This window comes from Collinsella sp. CLA-ER-H2 (genome assembly GCF_040092405.1).
Taxonomy (GTDB): domain Bacteria; phylum Actinomycetota; class Coriobacteriia; order Coriobacteriales; family Coriobacteriaceae; genus Collinsella.
In genome coordinates, this window is sequence record NZ_JBBNLO010000001.1 from 1 (window position 1) to 19,422 (window position 19,422).

19 protein-coding genes and 3 tRNA genes are annotated in these 19,422 nt (G+C 63.3%); 21 read left to right on the top strand and 1 reads right to left on the bottom strand.

Annotation, left to right across the window (positions count from 1 at the left end; genetic code table 11):
• Positions 1 to 525: 525 nt before the first annotated feature.
• Both AAAX59_RS00005 and AAAX59_RS00010 read left to right on the top strand, forming a co-directional pair.
• Positions 526 to 598 (top strand) — tRNA-Ala (locus tag AAAX59_RS00005).
• A gap of 198 nt (positions 599 to 796) precedes the next feature.
• Positions 797 to 872 (top strand) — tRNA-Ile (locus AAAX59_RS00010).
• 144 nt (positions 873 to 1,016) lie between these two features.
• On the opposite strand, the gene tnpA is transcribed toward AAAX59_RS00010, so the two are convergent.
• Entirely contained in the window at positions 1,017 to 1,475 is a 459-nt protein-coding gene (gene tnpA / locus AAAX59_RS00015) for an IS200/IS605 family transposase (protein ID WP_349069845.1), read from the bottom strand.
• 716 nt (positions 1,476 to 2,191) lie between these two features.
• Between tnpA and AAAX59_RS00020 the strand changes: the two genes are divergently transcribed.
• The 19 genes from AAAX59_RS00020 to coaBC all read left to right on the top strand — a co-directional run bounded on the left by AAAX59_RS00020 (position 2,192) and on the right by coaBC (position 19,414).
• A tRNA-Ala gene (locus AAAX59_RS00020) sits at positions 2,192 to 2,264 on the top strand.
• Between the two features lie 75 nt (positions 2,265 to 2,339).
• Positions 2,340 to 4,373, top strand: a complete 2,034-nt coding sequence (locus AAAX59_RS00025; RefSeq protein ID WP_349069847.1) for an ABC-F family ATP-binding cassette domain-containing protein — start codon at positions 2,340 to 2,342, stop codon at positions 4,371 to 4,373.
• Positions 4,360 to 4,656: a hypothetical protein gene (locus AAAX59_RS00030; protein ID WP_164473297.1), complete on the top strand. Its 297-nt coding sequence runs from the start codon at positions 4,360 to 4,362 to the stop codon at positions 4,654 to 4,656. Before AAAX59_RS00025 ends, AAAX59_RS00030 begins: the two co-directional genes overlap by 14 nt.
• 9 nt (positions 4,657 to 4,665) lie before the next feature.
• Positions 4,666 to 5,349 carry a site-2 protease family protein gene (locus tag AAAX59_RS00035; RefSeq protein WP_118098825.1) on the top strand — a complete coding sequence of 228 codons (684 nt, stop codon included), beginning with the start codon at positions 4,666 to 4,668 and terminating at the stop codon, positions 5,347 to 5,349.
• A gap of 84 nt (positions 5,350 to 5,433) precedes the next feature.
• Positions 5,434 to 6,243 (top strand): segregation/condensation protein A, encoded by an 810-nt coding sequence (locus AAAX59_RS00040; RefSeq protein ID WP_349069850.1) that lies wholly within the window; start codon positions 5,434 to 5,436, stop codon positions 6,241 to 6,243.
• 11 nt (positions 6,244 to 6,254) lie between these two features.
• Positions 6,255 to 6,983, top strand: coding sequence for an SMC-Scp complex subunit ScpB (scpB, locus tag AAAX59_RS00045; RefSeq protein ID WP_349069852.1), 729 nt, complete (start codon positions 6,255 to 6,257; stop codon positions 6,981 to 6,983).
• A gap of 22 nt (positions 6,984 to 7,005) precedes the next feature.
• Positions 7,006 to 7,932 (top strand): pseudouridine synthase, encoded by a 927-nt coding sequence (locus AAAX59_RS00050; protein WP_349070021.1) that lies wholly within the window; start codon positions 7,006 to 7,008, stop codon positions 7,930 to 7,932.
• A 66-nt stretch (positions 7,933 to 7,998) separates the two neighbouring features.
• Positions 7,999 to 8,685, top strand: coding sequence for a (d)CMP kinase (gene cmk / locus AAAX59_RS00055; RefSeq protein ID WP_152077534.1), 687 nt, complete (start codon positions 7,999 to 8,001; stop codon positions 8,683 to 8,685).
• 3 nt (positions 8,686 to 8,688) lie between these two features.
• A complete protein-coding gene (locus AAAX59_RS00060) occupies positions 8,689 to 9,417 on the top strand; it encodes a lysophospholipid acyltransferase family protein (RefSeq protein ID WP_349069853.1) in 729 nt (242 codons plus the stop codon).
• Positions 9,418 to 9,419: 2 nt separating this feature from the next.
• Complete coding sequence (locus AAAX59_RS00065) at positions 9,420 to 10,319, top strand: 4-hydroxy-3-methylbut-2-enyl diphosphate reductase (protein WP_349069856.1); 900 nt, start codon at positions 9,420 to 9,422, stop codon at positions 10,317 to 10,319.
• 2 nt (positions 10,320 to 10,321) lie between these two features.
• Entirely contained in the window at positions 10,322 to 11,764 is a 1,443-nt protein-coding gene (locus AAAX59_RS00070) for a DUF512 domain-containing protein (RefSeq protein ID WP_349069857.1), read from the top strand.
• A gap of 10 nt (positions 11,765 to 11,774) precedes the next feature.
• Complete coding sequence (gene der / locus AAAX59_RS00075) at positions 11,775 to 13,109, top strand: ribosome biogenesis GTPase Der (RefSeq protein ID WP_349069859.1); 1,335 nt, start codon at positions 11,775 to 11,777, stop codon at positions 13,107 to 13,109.
• A complete protein-coding gene (gene plsY / locus AAAX59_RS00080) occupies positions 13,102 to 13,785 on the top strand; it encodes a glycerol-3-phosphate 1-O-acyltransferase PlsY (RefSeq protein WP_349069861.1) in 684 nt (227 codons plus the stop codon). The genes der and plsY overlap by 8 nt, the downstream gene beginning before the upstream one ends.
• Positions 13,786 to 13,794: 9 nt before the next feature.
• A complete protein-coding gene (locus AAAX59_RS00085) occupies positions 13,795 to 14,802 on the top strand; it encodes an NAD(P)H-dependent glycerol-3-phosphate dehydrogenase (protein ID WP_349069864.1) in 1,008 nt (335 codons plus the stop codon).
• An 18-nt stretch (positions 14,803 to 14,820) separates the two neighbouring features.
• On the top strand, positions 14,821 to 15,492 hold the full coding sequence (rpe, locus tag AAAX59_RS00090) for a ribulose-phosphate 3-epimerase (RefSeq protein ID WP_196031248.1): 672 nt from the start codon (positions 14,821 to 14,823) through the stop codon (positions 15,490 to 15,492).
• A gap of 6 nt (positions 15,493 to 15,498) precedes the next feature.
• Entirely contained in the window at positions 15,499 to 16,677 is a 1,179-nt protein-coding gene (locus AAAX59_RS00095) for a cysteine desulfurase family protein (protein WP_349069866.1), read from the top strand.
• Positions 16,674 to 17,483, top strand: coding sequence for a Nif3-like dinuclear metal center hexameric protein (locus tag AAAX59_RS00100; RefSeq protein ID WP_349069869.1), 810 nt, complete (start codon positions 16,674 to 16,676; stop codon positions 17,481 to 17,483). The genes AAAX59_RS00095 and AAAX59_RS00100 overlap by 4 nt, the downstream gene beginning before the upstream one ends.
• Positions 17,480 to 18,199 carry a hypothetical protein gene (locus AAAX59_RS00105; protein ID WP_138341006.1) on the top strand — a complete coding sequence of 240 codons (720 nt, stop codon included), beginning with the start codon at positions 17,480 to 17,482 and terminating at the stop codon, positions 18,197 to 18,199. Before AAAX59_RS00100 ends, AAAX59_RS00105 begins: the two co-directional genes overlap by 4 nt.
• Positions 18,200 to 18,202: 3 nt before the next feature.
• On the top strand, positions 18,203 to 19,414 hold the full coding sequence (coaBC, locus tag AAAX59_RS00110; RefSeq protein ID WP_349069871.1) for a bifunctional phosphopantothenoylcysteine decarboxylase/phosphopantothenate--cysteine ligase CoaBC: 1,212 nt from the start codon (positions 18,203 to 18,205) through the stop codon (positions 19,412 to 19,414).
• Positions 19,415 to 19,422: the final 8 nt, after the last annotated feature.

Here is a 19,422-nt window from a genome sequence, read left to right on the forward strand (position 1 = left end):
GACTCAGAAGAAAGCCGCCGCGGAGCTCGGCCTGTCCGCAGCCACACTCGGGCACTTGGAACGGGGGAAACGGCGGTCGACGAAACTGGAGAGGAGGTATTACGAGCTCCTGTGCGAATTGGAGAGAGCGCTCCCGCAAACTGCCTCTTGACAACTTATAGGAGCGTCGGTTTTGATATTACCGATGACGGCATGCTCGGGGGGGGGTTCCCGGCCCGGCCCCGTAAACCGGCATGGTTTTGAAATCGCCGGGTCGGCGGGATCGCGATTGGCCCCGGTAATGGGCCCGGCGCCGGCAAGACGGCCGTTGGGCGGATGGCGGCCCGTGGGGTGGAAGCGAAAACCGGCGAGCGGCGGAACCCGAGATGCCCTGGGCGCGCCCCGCGGGCCGGATCCGGCATCGCGGGTCCCTTGCCCTCGAGTCCGTGCCGCGCTCTCGTCCCAGCGGCGCCCGCGCCTCCGGAAAGTTTTTCCAAAAATGTCCTTGCATCGTGGTCCGAGTTCCCGTATAGTACTTCTTCGCACGGGGGCGTAGCTCAGCTGGGAGAGCGCTTGACTGGCAGTCAAGAGGTCAGGGGTTCGATCCCCCTCGTCTCCACCCGAGCATTGAATGAGGCTCCAACGCAAGTTGGGGCCTTTTTTCATATTGGCACACAAGGTCAAAGGCGGCACCATGATCCTCCTGGTCGACAAGATCGTGCGTTGAACGGGCGCCGCGTGCATGGTAGTATTTCACGTCGTGGTTCAAGATGGGTGGCCTGTTCTATTGGCCTCTATTGCACGCGCCATTTTATAAGGGCTCTTGGCGCAACGGTTAGCGCAGGGGACTCATAATCCCTGGGTTCTGGGTTCGAATCCCGGAGGGCCCACCAGAGAATCAGAACCACCCTTAAAAAGGGTGGTTTGCTCTTAGGGTATAACCCACGGGCCCCGGGCTCGCGTCTAAAGGCGCGGGCCCGGACTTCGTCCAGGCCTAGTGCATCTTGACCCGTGGCGCGCCGGTCGAACCGGCAGCATCACCCCCTCTTGAAGGGGTCCTCGTACTCCTTCACGCTCAGCTTGTCCAGCGCGATGCCGTGGGACTCCTGCTCCCTGATGTACTTGGCGATCGTCGCCTCGTTCAGGCCGACGGCGGACACGTAGTAGCCCTCCGCCCAGAACTTCCTGTTGCCGAACTTGTACTTGAGGTTGGCGTGCCTGTCGAATATCATCAGCGAGCTCTTCCCCTTCAGGTAGCCCATGACGCTCGCGACGCTGTACTTCGGCGGGATCGCCAGCAGCACGTGCACGTGGTCGGGCATCAGGTGCCCCTCGATTATCTCGATCCCCTTGTACTCGCACAGCCTCCTGAGGATCTCCCCTATGTCGCTCCTGATTTGGTTGTAGATCACTTTGCGCCTATACTTCGGCGTGAACACGATGTGGTACTTGCACATCCACTTCGTGTGGGAAAGGCTGTAGGCCTTCTGGGCCATGGCGACCACCCCTTCGACTCGAATTCTTGACGGCCTGAACAATCGTCAATATCGGTCGGAGGGGTGGCTTTGTAAAGCCGTTTGTCTCCACCCGCGTAGCGGGTGGTTTAAAGCTGGCCGCTGCGCGGCCAGCGGACTAAAGTCTTGAATCAAGAAGCCGGGCAAATAGCCCGGCTTCTTTTTGCTAAAGTTCCCACTCCACATGCCTGCGAAATTGTCTTGATAAACGTTTTCGGTCAAATCCACGCAATAGTTAATGCTGATTGACAAGAACCATTTCAAAACTATGCCGGATTACGGGGCTGGACCCGGACCGGCCGTCCATACCCTGCATTTCACGGAATGCGCAAGTCATCTACCTGCGGTTTTGATTTTACCGATTACGGCATGCTCGGGGGTTCCCGGCCTGGCCCCGTAAACCGGCATGGTTTTGAAATCGCCGGGTCGGCGGGAGCGCGATTGGCCCCGATAATGGGCCCGGCGCCGGCGGGATGGTCGTTGGGCGGATGGCGGCCCGTGGGGTGGAAGCGAAAACCGGCGAGCGGCGGAGCCCGAGATGCCCTGGGCGCGCCCCGCGGGCCGGATCCGGCATCGCGGGTCCCTTGCCCTCGAGTCCGTGCCGCGCTCTCGTCCCAGCGGCGCCCGCGCCCCCGGAAAGTTTTTCCAAAATTGCCCTTGCATCGCCGTGAGAGTTCCCGTATAGTACTTTTTCGCACGGGGGCGTAGCTCAGCTGGGAGAGCGCTTGACTGGCAGTCAAGAGGTCAGGGGTTCGATCCCCCTCGTCTCCACCCGAGCATTGAATGAGGCTCCAACGCAAGTTGGAGCCTTTTTTCATATTGGCACACAAGGTCAAAGGCGGCACCATGATCCTCCTGGTCGACAAGATCGAAAAAAGCTTCGGCGCACGCGTCCTCTTTAGCGGCGCGTCCTTCCAGATCAACCCCGGCGAGCGCTTTGCGCTCGTGGGACCCAACGGCGCCGGCAAAACCACCATGCTCAAGATCATCATGGGCATCGACAGCCCAGACGCCGGCCAGGTCCAGTACGCCAAGGACTGCCAGGTAGGCTACCTAGAGCAGGAAACTAATCTGGAGCAAAAGGACACCACCATCCTTGCCGAGGTCATGGCCGCCGCCAAGGAAATCCGCCGCATGGGCGAGCGCGCCAACGAGCTGCAGGCCCAGATCACCGAGCTCTCCGAACAGGGGAAGGACGTCAACGCGCTCCTCAACGAGTACGGCCAGGTCCAGGACCGCTTTGAGCACCTGGGCGGCTACGAGCTCGAGAGCAACGCTCGCAAGATCCTGTCCGGCCTGGGCTTTAAGGTCGCCGACTTTGAGCGCCCGTGCTCCGAGTTCTCGGGCGGCTGGCAGATGCGCATCGCACTTGCTAAGCTCTTCCTGCGCCACCCCGACCTGCTGCTGCTCGACGAGCCCACCAACCACCTGGACCTCGAAAGCGTCCAGTGGCTGCGCGGCTTTATCGCCAACTACGACGGCGCCGTCCTCATCGTCAGCCACGACCGCGCCTTCATGGACGCCTGCGTCGACCACGTCGCCGCACTCGAAAACCGTCGCGTAACCACCTACACCGGCAACTACAGCAGCTACCTCAAGCAGCGCGAGGACAACCTGGAGCAGATGCGCGCCAAGCGCGCCGCCCAGGAGCGCGACATCGCCCACATGCAGGTCTTCGTCGATAAGTTCCGCTACAAGCCCACCAAGGCAGCCCAGGCCCAGGAGCGCATCCGCAAAATCGAGCAGATCAAAAAGGAGCTCGTCATCCTGCCCGAGGGCCACAAGCACATCGACTTTAAGTTCCCCGATCCGCCGCGCTCCGGCGACATGGTCGTGGGCCTCGAGGGTGTATCCAAGTCCTACGGCGACAAGCACATCTACAGCGACATCGACCTCAAGCTCTACCGCGGCGAGCACGTGGCGCTCGTCGGCCCCAACGGCGCCGGCAAGTCCACCCTCATGAAGATCCTCGCCGGCCTTGAGCCGCCCACCACCGGCACCCGGGACCTGGGCACCAACGTGGGCGTGGCCTACTACGCCCAGCACGCACTCGAGGGTATGACCGAGTCCAATACCGTCCTGCAAGAGATCGACACCGTCACGCCCAAGTGGACCGTGCCGCAGCAGCGCAGCCTGCTGGGCGCCTTCCTGTTTAGCGACAACGATTCCATCGAAAAGCAGGTCCGCGTCCTCTCCGGCGGCGAAAAGGCGCGCCTGGCGCTCGCCAAAATGCTCGTGGCCCCCGAGGCGCTCCTGTGCCTGGACGAGCCCACCAACCACCTGGACATCGACTCGGTGGATATGCTCGAGAACGCCCTGCAAAACTTCCCCGGCACCATCGTGCTGATCAGCCACGACGAGCACCTGGTACGCGCCGTGGCCAACCGCATCATCGACATCCGCGACGGTAAGGTCACGGTCTATGACGGCGACTACGACTACTACCTCTACAAGCGCGAGGACCTCGCAGCCCGCGCCGCCGCCGAGGTGGCAGGGGAGAGTGCACCGGCCGCGACCAAGTCCGCTAAGGTCACCGCGGCCCAGCCCGATGCGCCCGCCGCCGCTCCCAAACCGGCCGAAGGCAAAAAGACCAAGGAGCAAAAGCGCGCCGAGGCCCAGGCCCGAGCCGCGCTCAACAAAAAGCTCAAGGGCGTGCGTAACCAGCTCAAGAAGATCGAGACGGAGCTCGACAAAAAGCGCGCCCGCTATGACGAGCTTATGGAATTGATGGCAAGCGAAGAGCTTTATGCCGATCAAGACAAGTTCAACGCCGCGCTGGGGGAATATAACGGCCTTAAGCAAGAGCTGCCCAAGCTCGAGGACGAATGGCTGGAGCTTTCCACCCAGATCGAAGAGGAGACCGCGCGTGAACTCTCGTAAGGCCGCTGCCGTGGCGATGAGCATCATCGCCATCGCTTGTCGCATCTGCGGCATCTTTATGAGCGCGATGACCGTGCTGCTGTGCTTTAGCGGCCTCACCGCCAAGCTGCAGATCGTGGGCTTTGTCGTTGAGCTTTCTCGCGCACTGCCGAGCGCCATTGCCGGCTATGGCGTCATCACCTCACCTTTTGGCGGCGTGTTCCGCTTGGATTACGCCATCGTGGCCGTCATCCTGTTTGTGGCCGACTACTTGCTCACGCGCGCCTCGCGCCGCGTCCGCTAGGGGATCGACATGTCCGGCAGCTACCTCATGAACCTACTCGCCAGCGCGGTCGCCGTCATCGTGGGCATCGTTATCCACGAGAGCGCGCACGCAGCCGCGGCCTGGGCGCTTGGCGACAAGACGGCCCGCTCCCGTGGCCGCGTCTCGCTCAACCCGCTCAACCATATCGACCCGTTTGGCACCATCATCCTGCCTCTGCTCATGCTTGCCGCCGGCGGCCCGGTGTTCGCCTTCGCCAAGCCAGTGCCCGTCTACCTCAACAACCTCAAGCACCCCAAGCGCGACGAGGTCCTGGTGAGCGTGGCCGGCCCCGCGTCCAACATCGCACTCGCGTGTCTTGCCGCGGTCCTCATGCGCCTGGCCTATGGCAGCCTCTACACCAGCATGTCCTTTGCCCTGGCATCACAGATCATGAATTTCGGCGCTACGTTCATCGTGGTCAACCTGTCGCTTGCGTTCTTCAACCTCATCCCGATTCCGCCGCTCGATGGCTCATCGATCATCGTGCCCTTCCTCAAGGGCAAGGCGCTCAACAACTATTACCGCCTGCAGCAATACGCTATGCCCATACTCATCCTGGTGCTGTACCTGCTGCCCATGTGGACCGGCATCGACGTGATCGGCCGCTATTTCGACGTTACCGTGTATCCGCTTGCTGAGCAGCTGCTCAACTTCGCAATCGCCGGCATCTAAGGTAAACTAACAGGTCGACCGTGCAAAGCGGTCGTAACATGCACCCAAACCGCGCCGCGAAGGCGCCGTCAAAGGAGGTCGAATATGTCGTATCGCGTGTCGACGCAGGTCTACAGCGGACCGTTCGACCTGCTGCTGCAGCTGGTAACCCGCCAAAAAGTTGATATCGGTGCCATCTCGATCAGCGAGGTAGCCGAGCAATACCTTGCCGAGGCCGAGCGCATCGAGGCGCTGGACCTGGACGTGGCGAGCGACTTTTTGCTGGTCGCGGCAACTCTTTTGGACATCAAGGCCGCCTCGTTGGTGCCCCAGGAGGCCCCGCGCAAGACAGTCGACGATGACGAGGACGACGAAGACCTCGAGGAACTCAGTGCGCTCGACGGCGACGCCCTGCGCGAGGTCCTGATCCAGCGTCTGATCGCCTACAAGCAGTTTAAGGGCGCGGCGGCAGCCCTTGGCGCGCGGATGCAGGCCGAGAGCCGCATGCATCCGCGCGTGGCCGGCCCCGACCCCGAGTTCCTAGGCCTTATGCCCGACTATCTGGCCGGCATTACCCTGCGCGGCCTCGCCGTCATCTGCGCCGACCTGGACGGCAAACGCCAGACCTTCCTGCTGGAGGCCGAGCACGTGGCACCGCATCGCGTGCCGCTCGACCTGACGGTGGCCTCGGTCGACCGCTTTACCATGGCACACCAAGCCTGCACCTTCCGCGAGCTGCTGGACGGCGACGCCACCACCGAGCAGCTCGTCGTCACCTTCCTGGCCATGCTGGAGCTCGCCAAGCGCGGCTCGCTCACACTGAGCCAGGACGAGATCTTTGGAACCATTCATATCAACCGCGTCGAGGGCGCCGAGGCATACGTGCCCGGCGAGGGCCCCGAGCTCACCGAATAGGAGCGCCAACCATGTCAACCCTTTCCACGCTGGAGGCAAACAGCCTTAAAGGCGCCCTCGAGGCGCTGCTGCTGGTGTCGAGCGACCCCGTGAGCGCACCCGCGCTGGCAGGTGCGCTGGATATCGCCCCGGGCGAGTGCGCGTCGCTTTTGGCCGAGCTCAAGGTTGAATACGAGGAGGCCAACCGCGGTTTTCAGCTGCGCGAGGTCGCCGGTGGCTGGCGCCTGTTTACACACCCCGCCTACCACGATGTGGTCGAGGCCTATGTGCTGAGCTGGGACACGCAAAAGCTGTCGCAGGCGGCGCTCGAGACCCTGGCCGTGATCGCCTATCACCAGCCCGTCACGCGTGAGGTGGTCAAGGGCATCCGCGGCGTCAACTCCGACGGCGTTATCGCGTCACTCGTCGACAAGGGCCTAGTGCGCGAGCTGGGCCGCGACCCCCAGCGCGGTCAGGCCATCATCTATGGCACGACCAACGCCTTCTTGGAAAAGTTCGGCCTGCGCTCCACCCGCGACCTGCCCGACCTGGAGCAGTTTGCCCCCGACGAGCAGTCGCGTCAGTTTATCCGCGAGCGCCTGAGCGGCCGCAGTATTCAGTCCACGCTCGAGGAGCAGGCCGAAGATCTGGACGAAGAGCGCGAACTGCTCGATACCGATGTTGAAGATGTTGATGCAGTCGAGGACTTGGAAACCCTGGACGTCGACGAGACCTCGGAGGATTTGCATGACGAGGACTAACGAAGTGGGGGAGACGCGCGCCATGGGCAACGCAGTACCCGCAGCCGACGCCCAGCACGTCTACCCGCACACCATGCGCCTGCAGCGCTTTTTGGCACGCGCGGGCGTGGCGAGCCGCCGCGGCTCAGAGGACTTGATGACCGCCGGCCGCGTGACCGTCAACGGCCAGGTCGCGACCGAACTGGGCACCAAGGTCGATGTCGACCACGATTACATCGAGGTCGACGGCATGCCCGTCAAGCTCAACCAGGGCGCCGTTTACTTGATGCTCTACAAGCCGACCGGCTACCTCACCACCATGAGCGACCCGCAGGAGCGCCCTTGTGTGGCCGATCTGGTCCCCCGCGACCGCTTTCCGGGACTGTTCCCGGTGGGCCGCCTGGACCGTGACACCACGGGCCTTTTGCTCTTTACCACCGACGGCGACCTGTCGCAGGACCTGCTGCACCCCAGCAAGCACGTCTACAAGACCTACCAGGCACTCGTGGACGGGCAGCTAACCGACCGCGATCTTGAGCCGCTGCGTCGCGGCATAGAGCTCGACGACGGCCTATGCCAGCCGGCGATCTGCCGCGTCATTAACGCGCGCGAAGCAGAGGCTGTGGCTCCGCAAGGCGTCAAGCCCGGCACCACGGCCGTGGAGGTCATCATCCGCGAGGGCCGCAAGAATCAGGTCAAACGCATGCTGAGCAAGATCCACCACCCGGTGAACCGCCTGCACCGCTGCAACTTTGCCGGCCTGGAGCTCAAGGACGTGGCCAAGGGCTCCTGGCGCGAACTCACCGACCGCGAGGTGCAGATCCTCAAAAGCGGCGGTATCCCGCCCAAGCAGGCCAGCGCCAAGCGCGGCGGCAAGCCCCAAGACACGCCCGCCAGCCGCACGCGTCACCACGGCAGCCACGGCTCCGCTCCCAAGCGTAACACCTACCGCGAGCGCTACACGGGCTAGGCAACCCGCCGCGCCCCAACGCCCGCGAACCATACCAGCACGTCACCCATCGAAAGGAAGCATTGCATGATCGTCGCCATCGACGGCCCCGCCGGTTCCGGCAAGTCCACCATCGCCAAGGAGATCGCCCGCCAGCTGGGCTTTAACAAGCTCGACACGGGCGCCATGTATCGCGCCGTCACCTTCGCCGCGCTCGACCGTGGCATCGATTTGGACGACGAGGCGGCAATCGACGCCCTCGCCGAGCAAATCGAGATCCGCTTTACAAACGGCACCGGCGAGGACACGCGCCTGACCATTGACGGCCAGGACGCTTCGGCCGCCATCCGCACCCCGCAGGTCGACGCCAACGTGTCCAAGGTCTCGGCCTATCCGGGCGTGCGCGCCGCCATGCTCATCCACCAGCGCCGCGCCGCCGAGGACCGCGATATCGTGGCCGAGGGTCGCGACATCGGTACCGTCGTGTTCCCTAACGCGCAGGTCAAGGTCTTCCTAACCGCCGACCCGCGTGAGCGCGCCCGCCGCCGCGTACTGCAGCGTCACCAAAACGACGCCCAGCCGCTCACGACCGAGCAGCTCGAAGCCGAGGTCGACGAGACCCTCGACGCCCTTAAGCAGCGCGACAAGCTCGACAGCAGCCGCGAGGTCGCCCCGCTCGTGCCCGCCGAGGACGCCGTGCACGTCGACTCCACCGCCCACACCATCGACGAGGTCGTCTCGATAATCGAGGACCTCATCAACCAAAGGAGGTAGCCCATGCGCCTGTTTAAGCAGACGCCCGAGGATTATTACAACGCCCCCTACGCCGAGTTCCCAGCGCTCATCCGCGGCACCGTCGTCGTGGTCATGGCCATCCTTTGGGCCTTCTCCAAGCTCATGTGGCGCTGGAAGGTCGAGGATTCCGATCTGCTGTTTGAGCGCCAGGAAGGCCGCGGCAGCGTGGTCATCTGCAACCACACCTCAATGGCCGAGCTCTTGGCCGTGGAGACGGCGCTGTTTTTTGGGGGCCGCCGCATTCGTCCCATCTTTAAGTCCGAGTTCGCCAAGAGCAAGATTGTGCGTTGGGCCTTTAGCCGCGTTGGCGGCATCCCCGTCGAGCGCGGTACCGCCGACATGAAGTGCCTGCGCGCCGCTCAGCATGCGTTGAAGCGCGGCGAGGACGTCCTGATCTTCCCCGAGGGCACGCGCATCCGCTCGCGCGAGATCAAGCCCGAGATCCACGGCGGTTTTGCGCTCATCGCTCAGATGGGCAAGGCACCTGTGAACCCGCTCGCCATCTGCGGCTGGTCCGACATCACGCCCGCGGGCAAAAAGATCATGCGTCCCAAGAAGTGCTGGATCCGCGCCGGCGAGGCCGTCTCGCTTTCCGACGCACCGGCCGGGCTTAAGCGCACGGAGCGCCTGGCCTGGTTTGAATCCGAGGCCATGAACCGCGTCTATAAGATGCGCGATGAGCTGTGCACCGAGCATCCGGGCAGGTTCTAGCCATGAGCGAGAACGTGACGAACACTGCCGCGACTGCGTCCGACCAGGCAACCGCGCCCACCATCGAAATCGCTGCCCACGCCGGCACCTGCTATGGCGTGCAGCGTGCGCTCGATATGGCCCTAGCGGCCGCCCCGCAGGCAGGGGAGTGCGCTCAGGTCCATACCCTGGGTCCGCTCATCCATAACCCCATCGTGGTACGCGAGCTCGCTGAGGCAGGCGTTAGCTTGGCCGAGAACCTGGATAATGCCGCAACCGGCACCGTGATCATCCGCGCCCACGGTGTGGTGCCGCAGGTCATCGATGCCGCTCGCGAGCGTGGCCTTAACGTCGTCGACGCCACCTGCCCCTACGTGAAGAAGGTCCATATGGCAGCCGAGCGCCTGGTGCGCGAGGGCTACCGCGTGATGGTCATAGGCGAGCCGGGTCACCCTGAGGTCGAGGGTATTCTGGGCCACGCCGGCAATGATGCGCAGGTTGTGAGCTGTGCCGCCGACGCCAACGCCTTGTCGCTCAAGGGCAAGGTAGGCCTCGTCGTGCAGACCACCCAGACCGCGCAGAACCTCGCCGAGGTCGTGGCAGCTATCACCCCGCGCGTGCAGGAGCTGCGTGTGATCAACACCATCTGCGCCGCCACGAGCGAGCGTCAACAGGCAGCAGCCACACTTGCCAACCGCTGCGACTGCATGGTCGTGGTGGGCGGCAAGAACTCGGGCAACACCCGTCGCCTGGCGCAGATTTGCGCAGACGCTTGCGAGCGCACGCATCATATCGAGGAAGCTTCAGAGCTTGAGGCCGCGTGGTTTACCGACGCTCACCACATCGGTATCACCGCCGGAGCCTCCACCCCGCAAGAACACATCGAGCGCGCCGTCGCGCGCATCAAGGAGCTTTGCCGCTAATCATGGAACAGACCGTACCCGCATACGCCGCCGAGGTGGCCGATTACGGGCGCAGCCGCGACCCCGAGCCGGGTGAGGGCGCGCTCGTTAAGAACGTGCGTCCCGAGTCGCCCGCATGGGATGTGGGTATCGAGCCGGGCATGCGCGTGCTCACGGTCAACGGCGAGCAACTCACCGACATGATCGTATGGCTTTGGGAAGCAGACGACGACACCGTTGATTTGGAGGTTTTCGACCCGCGCGACAACAGCGTCACCCCCGTCGAGCTCGACCGCTTCCCGGGCGAGGACTGGGGCCTGGAGTTCGACGGCCCCATCTTTGACGGCATGCGTACCTGTGTGAACGCCTGCGTGTTCTGCTTTATGACCATGCTGCCCAAGGGCGGCCGCTCAACGCTGTATATTCGCGATGACGACTACCGCCTGAGCTTTTTGCAGGGCAACTTTGTCACGCTCACGAACCTCACCGACGAAGATGTTCAAAACGTCATCCAACGCAACATGAGCCCCATGAACGTGTCGGTCCACGCCGTGAGCCCCGACGTCCGCCGTCGTATGATGGGCCGCAACGCCGAGCGAGGCATGGACGTGCTCGAGACCATCATGGCCGCCGGCATCGAGATTCACGCGCAGATCGTGTTGTGCCCCGGCATGAACGACGGCGAAGAGCTGGAAAAGACCCTGCGCTTTTGCGAGGAGCACGAGCAAATCACAAGCCTGGGCATTGTGCCGCTCGGTTTTACCAAGCATCAGAACCGCTTTAGCTGGTCATACAGCGACAAGCCCGAACTGGCGCGCGAGACCATTGCCATGATCCGTCCCTACCAGGACCGCGCCTTCGAGCGTTTTGGCCGCCACACCTTCCAGATGAGCGACGAGTTCTACCTGGACGCCGGCATCGATCCTCCCGAGGCAGACTTTTACGACGGTTACCCGCAGTACTACGACGGCATCGGCATGATTCGCTCGTATCTGGACGAGACCGACGACGTGCTGACTACCGATGCCGAGCGACTGGCCCGCGTCCGCGAGGCCATCGCCGCCCGTGGCCAGCACCTGCTGTGCCTCTCGGGCGCCAGCGCGCGAGACACCGTGGCGCGCTTTGTGGAGTCGCCGCATGGTCTCGGCGGCACCGTCACAGCCATCAAGAACCGCTACTTTGGCGGCAACGTGGACGTGACCGGCCTCATCGTCGCGTGTGACATTCTGGAGCAGCTGCCGCAGGACCTCTCTGGGGTTATGCTCTTTGTGCCTAAGCTCATGTTCAACGCTGACGGCATGACGCTTGACGAGTATCATCGTGACGATTTACTCGCAAGCCTTACCAGTCGCGGCGCCGAGGTTCATGTGGTGTCGACCATGCCGCATGAGCTGCTCGATACCCTGGAGCACATCCTTGGCATTATGCCTGCCGACTCTACTAATTCCGCTGACCCTACCCATTAAAGGAGAGCAGATGAAACCTATCGTCGCCGTCGTCGGACGCCCCAACGTGGGCAAGTCCACGCTCGTTAACCGCCTGGCCCAGACCTCGGACGCCATCGTCCACGAGTCCCGCGGCGTCACGCGCGACCGCTCGTATCACACGGCCGATTGGAACGGCCGCGAGTTCACCATCGTCGACACGGGCGGTATCGAGCCGCTCAAGAGCGACGACGTCTTTGCCACGTCCATCCGCGACCAGGCCCTCGCCGCCGCCGAGGAAGCCGCCGTCATCCTGTTTGTGGTCGACGGTCGCACCGGCGTCACCGAGGAGGACGAGTCGGTCGCCCGCATGCTCAAGCGCTGCGACAAGCCGGTCTTTCTGCTGGTGAACAAGCTCGACAACCCCGATCGCGAGAATGACAGCATCTGGGAGTTCTATTCCCTCGGCATCGGTGAGCCCACGCCGCTCTCGGCCCTGCACGGCCACGGCACGGGCGACCTGCTCGACGACATCGTGGCCCTGTTGCCCGAGGAGGAGGACGAGATCGCCGACGAGTTCCCCGACGCGCTGAACGTCGCCATCATCGGCCGCCCCAACGCCGGTAAGTCCTCGTTGTTCAACCGCATCCTGGGCGCCGACCGCTCCATCGTGTCCAACATTGCCGGCACCACGCGCGACGCCATCGACACCGTCGTGGAGCGCAACGGCAAGCACTACCGCATGGTCGACACCGCGGGTATTCGCAAGAAGAGCACCGTGTACGAGAACATCGAGTACTACTCCATGGTCCGCGGCCTGCGCGCCATCGACCGCGCCGACGTGGCGCTGCTCGTCGTCGATGCCTCCGTGGGCGTCACTGAGCAGGACCAGAAGGTCATGGGTCTTGCCATCGAACGCGGCTGCGCCATCGTGGTGCTGCTCAACAAGTGGGATCTGCTCGACGACGACCGTAAGCGCGAGGCCTGCATGGAGACCATCGACCGCCGTCTGGGCGTCATGGCTCCCTGGGCCCAGTACCTGCGCATCTCTGCCCTCACTGGCCGCAGCGTCGAGAAGATCTGGGCGATGGTCGACGCCGCCGAAAAGACGCGCTCGCAAAAGATCAGCACCTCGCGCCTCAACACGTTCCTCACCGACCTGCGCGAGTTCGGTCATACCGTGGTGGACGGCAAGCGCCGCCTGCGTATGCACTACGTGACCCAGACGGGCGTCAACCCGCCGACGTTCACGTTCTTCGTCAACCACAGCGATCTGGTCAACGACACCTACCAGCGCTATGTGGAGAACCGTATGCGCTCGAGCTTCGACTTTGCCGGCACGCCCATTCGACTCTTCTTTAGAAAGAAGGAGCAAAAGGATGCATAATCCGATTCTGCTGACCGCCGTCTGCGCCGTGGTCTCGTTCTTTATCGGAGCGATTCCGTTTGGCCTGATCTTGGGCCGCGTGTTCAACCACACGGACATTCGCAAGGCGGGCTCCGGCAACATCGGCACCACCAACGCGCTGCGCGTGGCCGGCCCCAAGGTGGCCGCGCTCACGCTGCTGCTCGACTGCCTTAAGGGTGCCATCTGCGTCCTTATCGCGCGTCCGCTTATCGCCGACTTGGGCTATGGCTTCCCCGTGAGCATTATGGCCCCCGGCGCCGCCGGCGACTGGATGCTCGGCGTCATCTGCCTGGCAGCTGTGTGGGGCCATATCTTCTCGCCCTACCTCAATTTCCATGGCGGCAAGGGTATCGCGGTTGGTCTGGGCGTCATCCTCGCCTGGTACTGGCCTATTGGCCTGTCGTTGCTGGGCATGTTTATCGTGGCCGTCGCCATCACCAAGTTTGTGTCGGTGGGCTCGCTTGCCGCTACCATCGGTCTTCCCATCGCTGCCTGCGCGGTCTTTCCGTACAGCAGCCTGGGACTTAAGTTTTGCATGGCGATGATCGGCATCACCGTGGTGTGGGCCCATCGTGCGAACATCAAAAAGCTCATGACCGGTAAGGAATCCAAGCTCTCGTTTACCAAGCGCGTCACCGAGCCCGACGATAAGTAGGAGAGAGTCATGAATGTTGCGCTGATTGGCTCCGGCTCCTGGGGAACCGCCGTCGCCGGCCTTGCCGCCGCGCGAGCCGAGCGCGTGACCATGTGGGCCCACAGCGAGCAGACGGCCGCCGGCATCAATGGCGAGCACCGCAACCCCCGGTATTTGGTGGGCTACGAGCTGCCCGGCAACGTCGTCGCCACCACGAACCTGGTACAGGCGCTCGACGGCGCCGAGGCCATCATCTTCGCCGTTCCTTCGACGCACCTTCGCAGCGTGTGCCACCAGGCCGCGCCCTTTATCGCAGCCAATGCCCCGGTGCTCTGCCTCACCAAGGGCATTGAGCCCGAGTCCGGCCTGCTCATGAGCGAGGTCATCGCCAGCGAGATCGGCAACGAGGCGCGCGTGGCGGCGCTCTCGGGCCCCAACCATGCCGAGGAGATCTGTCGCGGCGGGCTTTCTGCCGCCGTCGTCGCCAGCAAAGATCCGCAGATAGGGGAGACCTTTAAGGACCTGCTCCTGTCCACGGCCTTCCGCATCTATCTGTCGCAAGACATGACCGGTGTCGAGGTTTGCGGCGCCATGAAAAATGTCATCGCCATCGTGTGCGGCATCTCCGCCGGCTCGGGCGCAGGCGACAACACGCTTGCCCTTATCATGACGCGCGGTCTGGCCGAGATCAGCCGTCTGGTGCACGCCCGCGGCGGTCAAGCTATGACCTGTATGGGACTTGCCGGCATGGGCGACCTCATTGCCACCTGCACCTCGGAGCATTCACGCAACCGCACCTTTGGCTACGAGTTTGCCCACGGCGTGTCGCTCGACGAGTATCAGGAGCGCACGCATATGGTGGTCGAGGGCGCCGTCGCGGCCCGCAGCGTCAGCGAACTTGCCCGTTCACTGGGCGTAGACATTCCGCTCACCTTTGCCGTGGAGCAAACGCTCTACAACGGTGTTACTTTGGATAGGGCGCTCGAGATTCTCACCGACCGCGTCCCTTCTCAAGAGTTCTACGGACTCACCGACTAGCGCAGAAAGGCTACTACAATGGGTTCCATCAAAATCGCTCCGTCCGTCCTTTCGGCCGACATGGCCAACCTCAAGGGCGAACTCGACAAGATTGCCGGCGCCGACTACGTGCACTTCGACGTCATGGACGGTCACTTTACCGGCAACCTCACCTTTGGCGTTGACATCCTCAAGGCCGTCAAGCGCTCCACCGATGTACCGGTCGACGCGCACTTGATGGTGTCGAACCCCGACGAAACGGTCGATTGGTACGCCGACGCCGGTGCCGACATGATCACCGTGCACTACGAGGCCTCCACGCACCTGCACCGCACGCTCACCCATCTGCAGCAGCGCGGCGTCAAGGCCGGCGTGGTGCTCAACCCCGCCACCCCCGTGTGCGTACTCGAGAGCATCATCGACGTCGTCGATATGGTGCTGCTGATGAGCGTGAACCCCGGCTTTGGCGGCCAGAGCTTTATCCCCGGTACCATTGCCAAACTGCACGAGCTCAAGGCCATGTGCGAGCGCCACGGCGTTTCGCCCATGATCGAGGTCGACGGCGGCATTTCTTCCAAGAACATCGCCGAGGTTGTCAAGGCTGGTGCCAACGTTCTCGTAGCCGGCTCTGCCGTATTTAAGTCCGAAGATCCCGCCGCTGAGGTTGCGCTGCTGCAGAAGCTGGGCAACGAGGCTGCACAGGAGGCATAAATCCTTATGACCGCAGGTCAAAACCGCATACCCGTGAATCTTGACTATGCCGCCTCGACGCCCATGCGCGCCGAGGCGCGCCTTGCGCAGCGCGAATACGACGACAGCGAGCTTGCCGGCGTCAACCCCAACTCGCTGCATTCGCTCGGCCGCAAGGCCGCTGCGCGCCTTGAAGTCGCGCGTCGCGAGATTGCCCGCAGCTTTGGCGAGCGCGTCCGTCCGTCCGAGATCATCTTGACCAACGGCGGTACCGAGGCAAACCAGCTGGCGCTCCTCGGACTTGCCGAGGGCGCCCGTCAGCGCGATCGCAAGCGCGACCGCGTGATCGTGTCGGCGATCGAGCACGATTCGATTCTGGACAACCTGCCGCTGCTGCGTGCCGCTGGCTTTACCGTCGACCTGGTGCAGCCCTGCCGCGCGGGCTACATTGAGCCTGCCGCGCTTGTCGAGCTGTTAGGCGACGACGTGGCACTCGTGAGCATCATGGTTGCCAACAACGAGACCGGCGTGGTGCAGCCCATCCGCGAGCTTGCCGCGGCCGCGCATACCGTGGGTGCCCTGTTCCACACCGATGCCATCCAGGGGTATCTGCATATTCCGCTCGATGTCACCGAGCTGGGCGTCGATGCTATGTCCGTCGCCGCCCATAAAATTGGCGGTCCTGTGGCATCCGGCGCGCTCTACCTTAAGAACCGCACGCCGCTGCGCCCGCGCATCTTTGGCGGCGGACAGGAGGCCGGTCGTCGTGCCGGCACGCAGGACCTGCGCACGCAGCTTGCCTTTGCCGCTGCCGCCCGTACGCTGGCGCCCCATGTGGCCCAGGAGCGCGAGAAGCTGCAAGCCCTTTCCGACAAGCTCTATGCCACGCTTACGGCCCATCCGCGCATTCACGCCACCACGGGCGACTACACGCAGGCCGACCGTCTGCCCGGCATGGTATCGATCTACATTGACGGCATGGACTCCGAGGAGCTCATCATCAAGCTCGACGCTGCCGGCTTTGAGGTATCGGCAGGCTCGGCGTGCTCGAGCGGCAGTATGGACCCCAGCCACGTTTTGAGCGCGATGGGCATCGGTCGCGAGCAAGCTCTCGGCGCTCTTCGCATCTCGTTCGATGACCGCGTGAATCCGGACGATCTGGACGAGTTTGCCCAGACGCTGCTCTCGATCGTAGGCGCCGCATGATCGTCGCCGAGCTTGAGCGCGCGCTGCTGGCACGCTATCCCAAGACTGATGCCGAGAGTTGGGACCATGTTGGGCTATCTGTGGGAGATCCGGCCGCGGAGATTACCGGCGTTGTCTGCGCGCTCGATGCGACCGAAGCCAATGTGCACCGCGCCCAGGAGGCCGGCGCCAACGTGCTGCTGACGCATCATCCCATCTATATCAAGGCGCCCGAGGCGTTTTGTCCGGCGGATGCCGCACGCCCCCAATGCAGCGCGGCGCTCTACGAGGCAGCGCGTTGCGGCGTGAGCATCATATCGCTCCACACCAACCTGGACCGCTCGCACGAAGCCCGTGTCTGCCTGAGCAAGCTGCTGGGTGCCGCACCCGTGAGCTCACTGGAGCACGTGGACGACCCCGAGGCCACCGGCCTGGGCGCGCTTGCAACGCTCAACGACCCGTGCACACTGCGCGATCTTGCTACCCGTGCTGCCACGGCCTTCGGCAGCGACCCGCGTTTGTGGGGCGAAGCCGAGCACGCATGCCGTACCGTCGCTATTTTGGGCGGCTCCGTGGGCGACTTTGGAGAGCTCGCCATCGACGCGGGCGCAGATGTCATCGTAACCGGCGAGGCGGGCTACCACGTGGCGCAAGACCTTGCCTTGCGCGGGCTGCCGGTGATTTTGCTCGGCCACGACCGCTCCGAAGAGCCGTTCGTTGATATATTGATGAACTCTGCAGTTGACGCCGGAGTCGACCCCCGTCATGCGATTAAAATACTGAACCCTTGCCAATGGTGGACTGTGACAAAAGGAGAGAACTTATGAGCGCCGGCGCTACGCTACTCAAGCTGCAACAGATCGATTTGGAGCTCGCCCGCAACAAGAGCGAACTTGCCAATATGCCGGAGCTCAAGGAGCTCGCTTCCAAGCGCAAGACTTATGTGAAGCTCAAGTCCGAGATGACCAAGCTCTACGCCCAGCGCAAGGACCTGGACATTGAGCTCGACGATCTCAACACCACCGAGATACAGACCAACAACGCCATCGAGGCCGCCAAGAAGCGCCACGTCGACGGCTCCGACTACCGCGAGGTTCAGGACCTAGAGAATGAACTCGCCACCCTGGCCAAGCGTCTGGACAAGATTGAGCACACCCGCAAGGACGTCGTTGTCGCCCACAAAGAGGCACTCGACCGCGAGACCCGTGCGCAGGCAATCATCGCCAAGTTCGAGGAGGGCGTGAAGGCCGATACCAAGGCCGCCCGCGCCAAGGCTGCCGACCTGCAAGCTCAGATCGAAGCCGCCACGAAGGAGCGCACCGCTCTTGCCGCCACGCTGCCGACCGAAGTACTCACCGACTACGAGCGTCTGCTCAAGCAGTTCCGCGGCCTGGCCGTCGAGACCATCCAGGGCAACATCCCCACGGTCTGCCACACCGCGCTGCAGGCATCGTCCATGAGCGACCTCAACCACGACGGTAGCGAGATTACGCACTGCCCGTACTGCCACCGCCTCCTGGTGCTCCTGAGCAAGGAAGCTTAAACGATGGCGGCACCCACCAATTCAATGCAACTTGAGGGAAAAACGATCCTGCTGGGCATTACCGGCGGGATCGCCGCCTATAAGTCGTGCAATATCGTGCGCCTTCTGCAAAAGCGCGGCGCGCACGTCAAGGTCGTTATGAGCGAGCATGCCACCGAGTTTGTGGGCCCGCTCACCTTTCGTGCACTCACCAACGAGCCGGTCGCCGTGGGCCTATTCGACGATCCCTCCGACCCCATCCACCACATTTCGCTGGCGCAGGAGCCCGATCTGGTGGTCCTGGCGCCCGCGACGGCCAATATCATCGCCAAGATGGCCAACGGCATCGCCGACGACCTCATCTCCACCACGCTGCTTGCGACGCCGCGACCCATCGTGATCGCGCCGGCCATGAACAACGGCATGTGGAAAGCGCCGGCGACGCAGGCCAACATGGCCACGCTGCGCGAGCGCGGTGTCCATGTGGTGGGTCCGGGCAGCGGCTACCTTGCCTGCGGCGACGTGGACACGGGACGCATGAGCGAGCCCGAGGACATCGTCGAGGCTGTCTGTGAGGTGCTCAACCCCGCGCCTCAGGACCTGGCGGGCAAGCGCATCGTCATCACCGCCGGCCCCACGCACGAACCGATCGACCCGGTGCGTTTCATCGGTAACCGGTCGTCGGGCAAGATGGGCGTCGCCCTGGCAGGGGAGGCCGCACGCCGCGGTGCCGAGGTCACGCTCGTGCTGGGACCGACATCGCTCGATGTTCCCCGCGGCGTGGCGTGCGTACGCGTGCAGACCGCCGCAGAGATGCTGCAGGCGGCGCTGAGCGCCTTCCAGACGGCCGATGCGGCAATTTGTGCGGCTGCCGTCGCCGACTATACCCCGGCGGCCCCTGCGGACCACAAACTCAAAAAAGCCAACGAACACCTGGATCGTATCGACCTTGTCGAGACGATCGATATTTTGGCCGAGCTCTCGCGCCAGAAGGACGAACGATGCGTGATCGGGTTTGCGGCCGAGACCGATAACGTTGTCGAGTACGCCGAGCGCAAATTGGCCCGCAAGGGTTGCGACGCCATTATCGCTAACGATGTCTCGCGCGCCGATTCGGGCTTTGGAACCGACACTAACAAGGCCTGGATTGTGAGCACAACGGGCACGCAAGAACTTCCCGTGCTAACAAAACCCCAGCTCGCAGATACAATTTTGGACTTGCTTCAAAATTTGTAAAAAAGTTC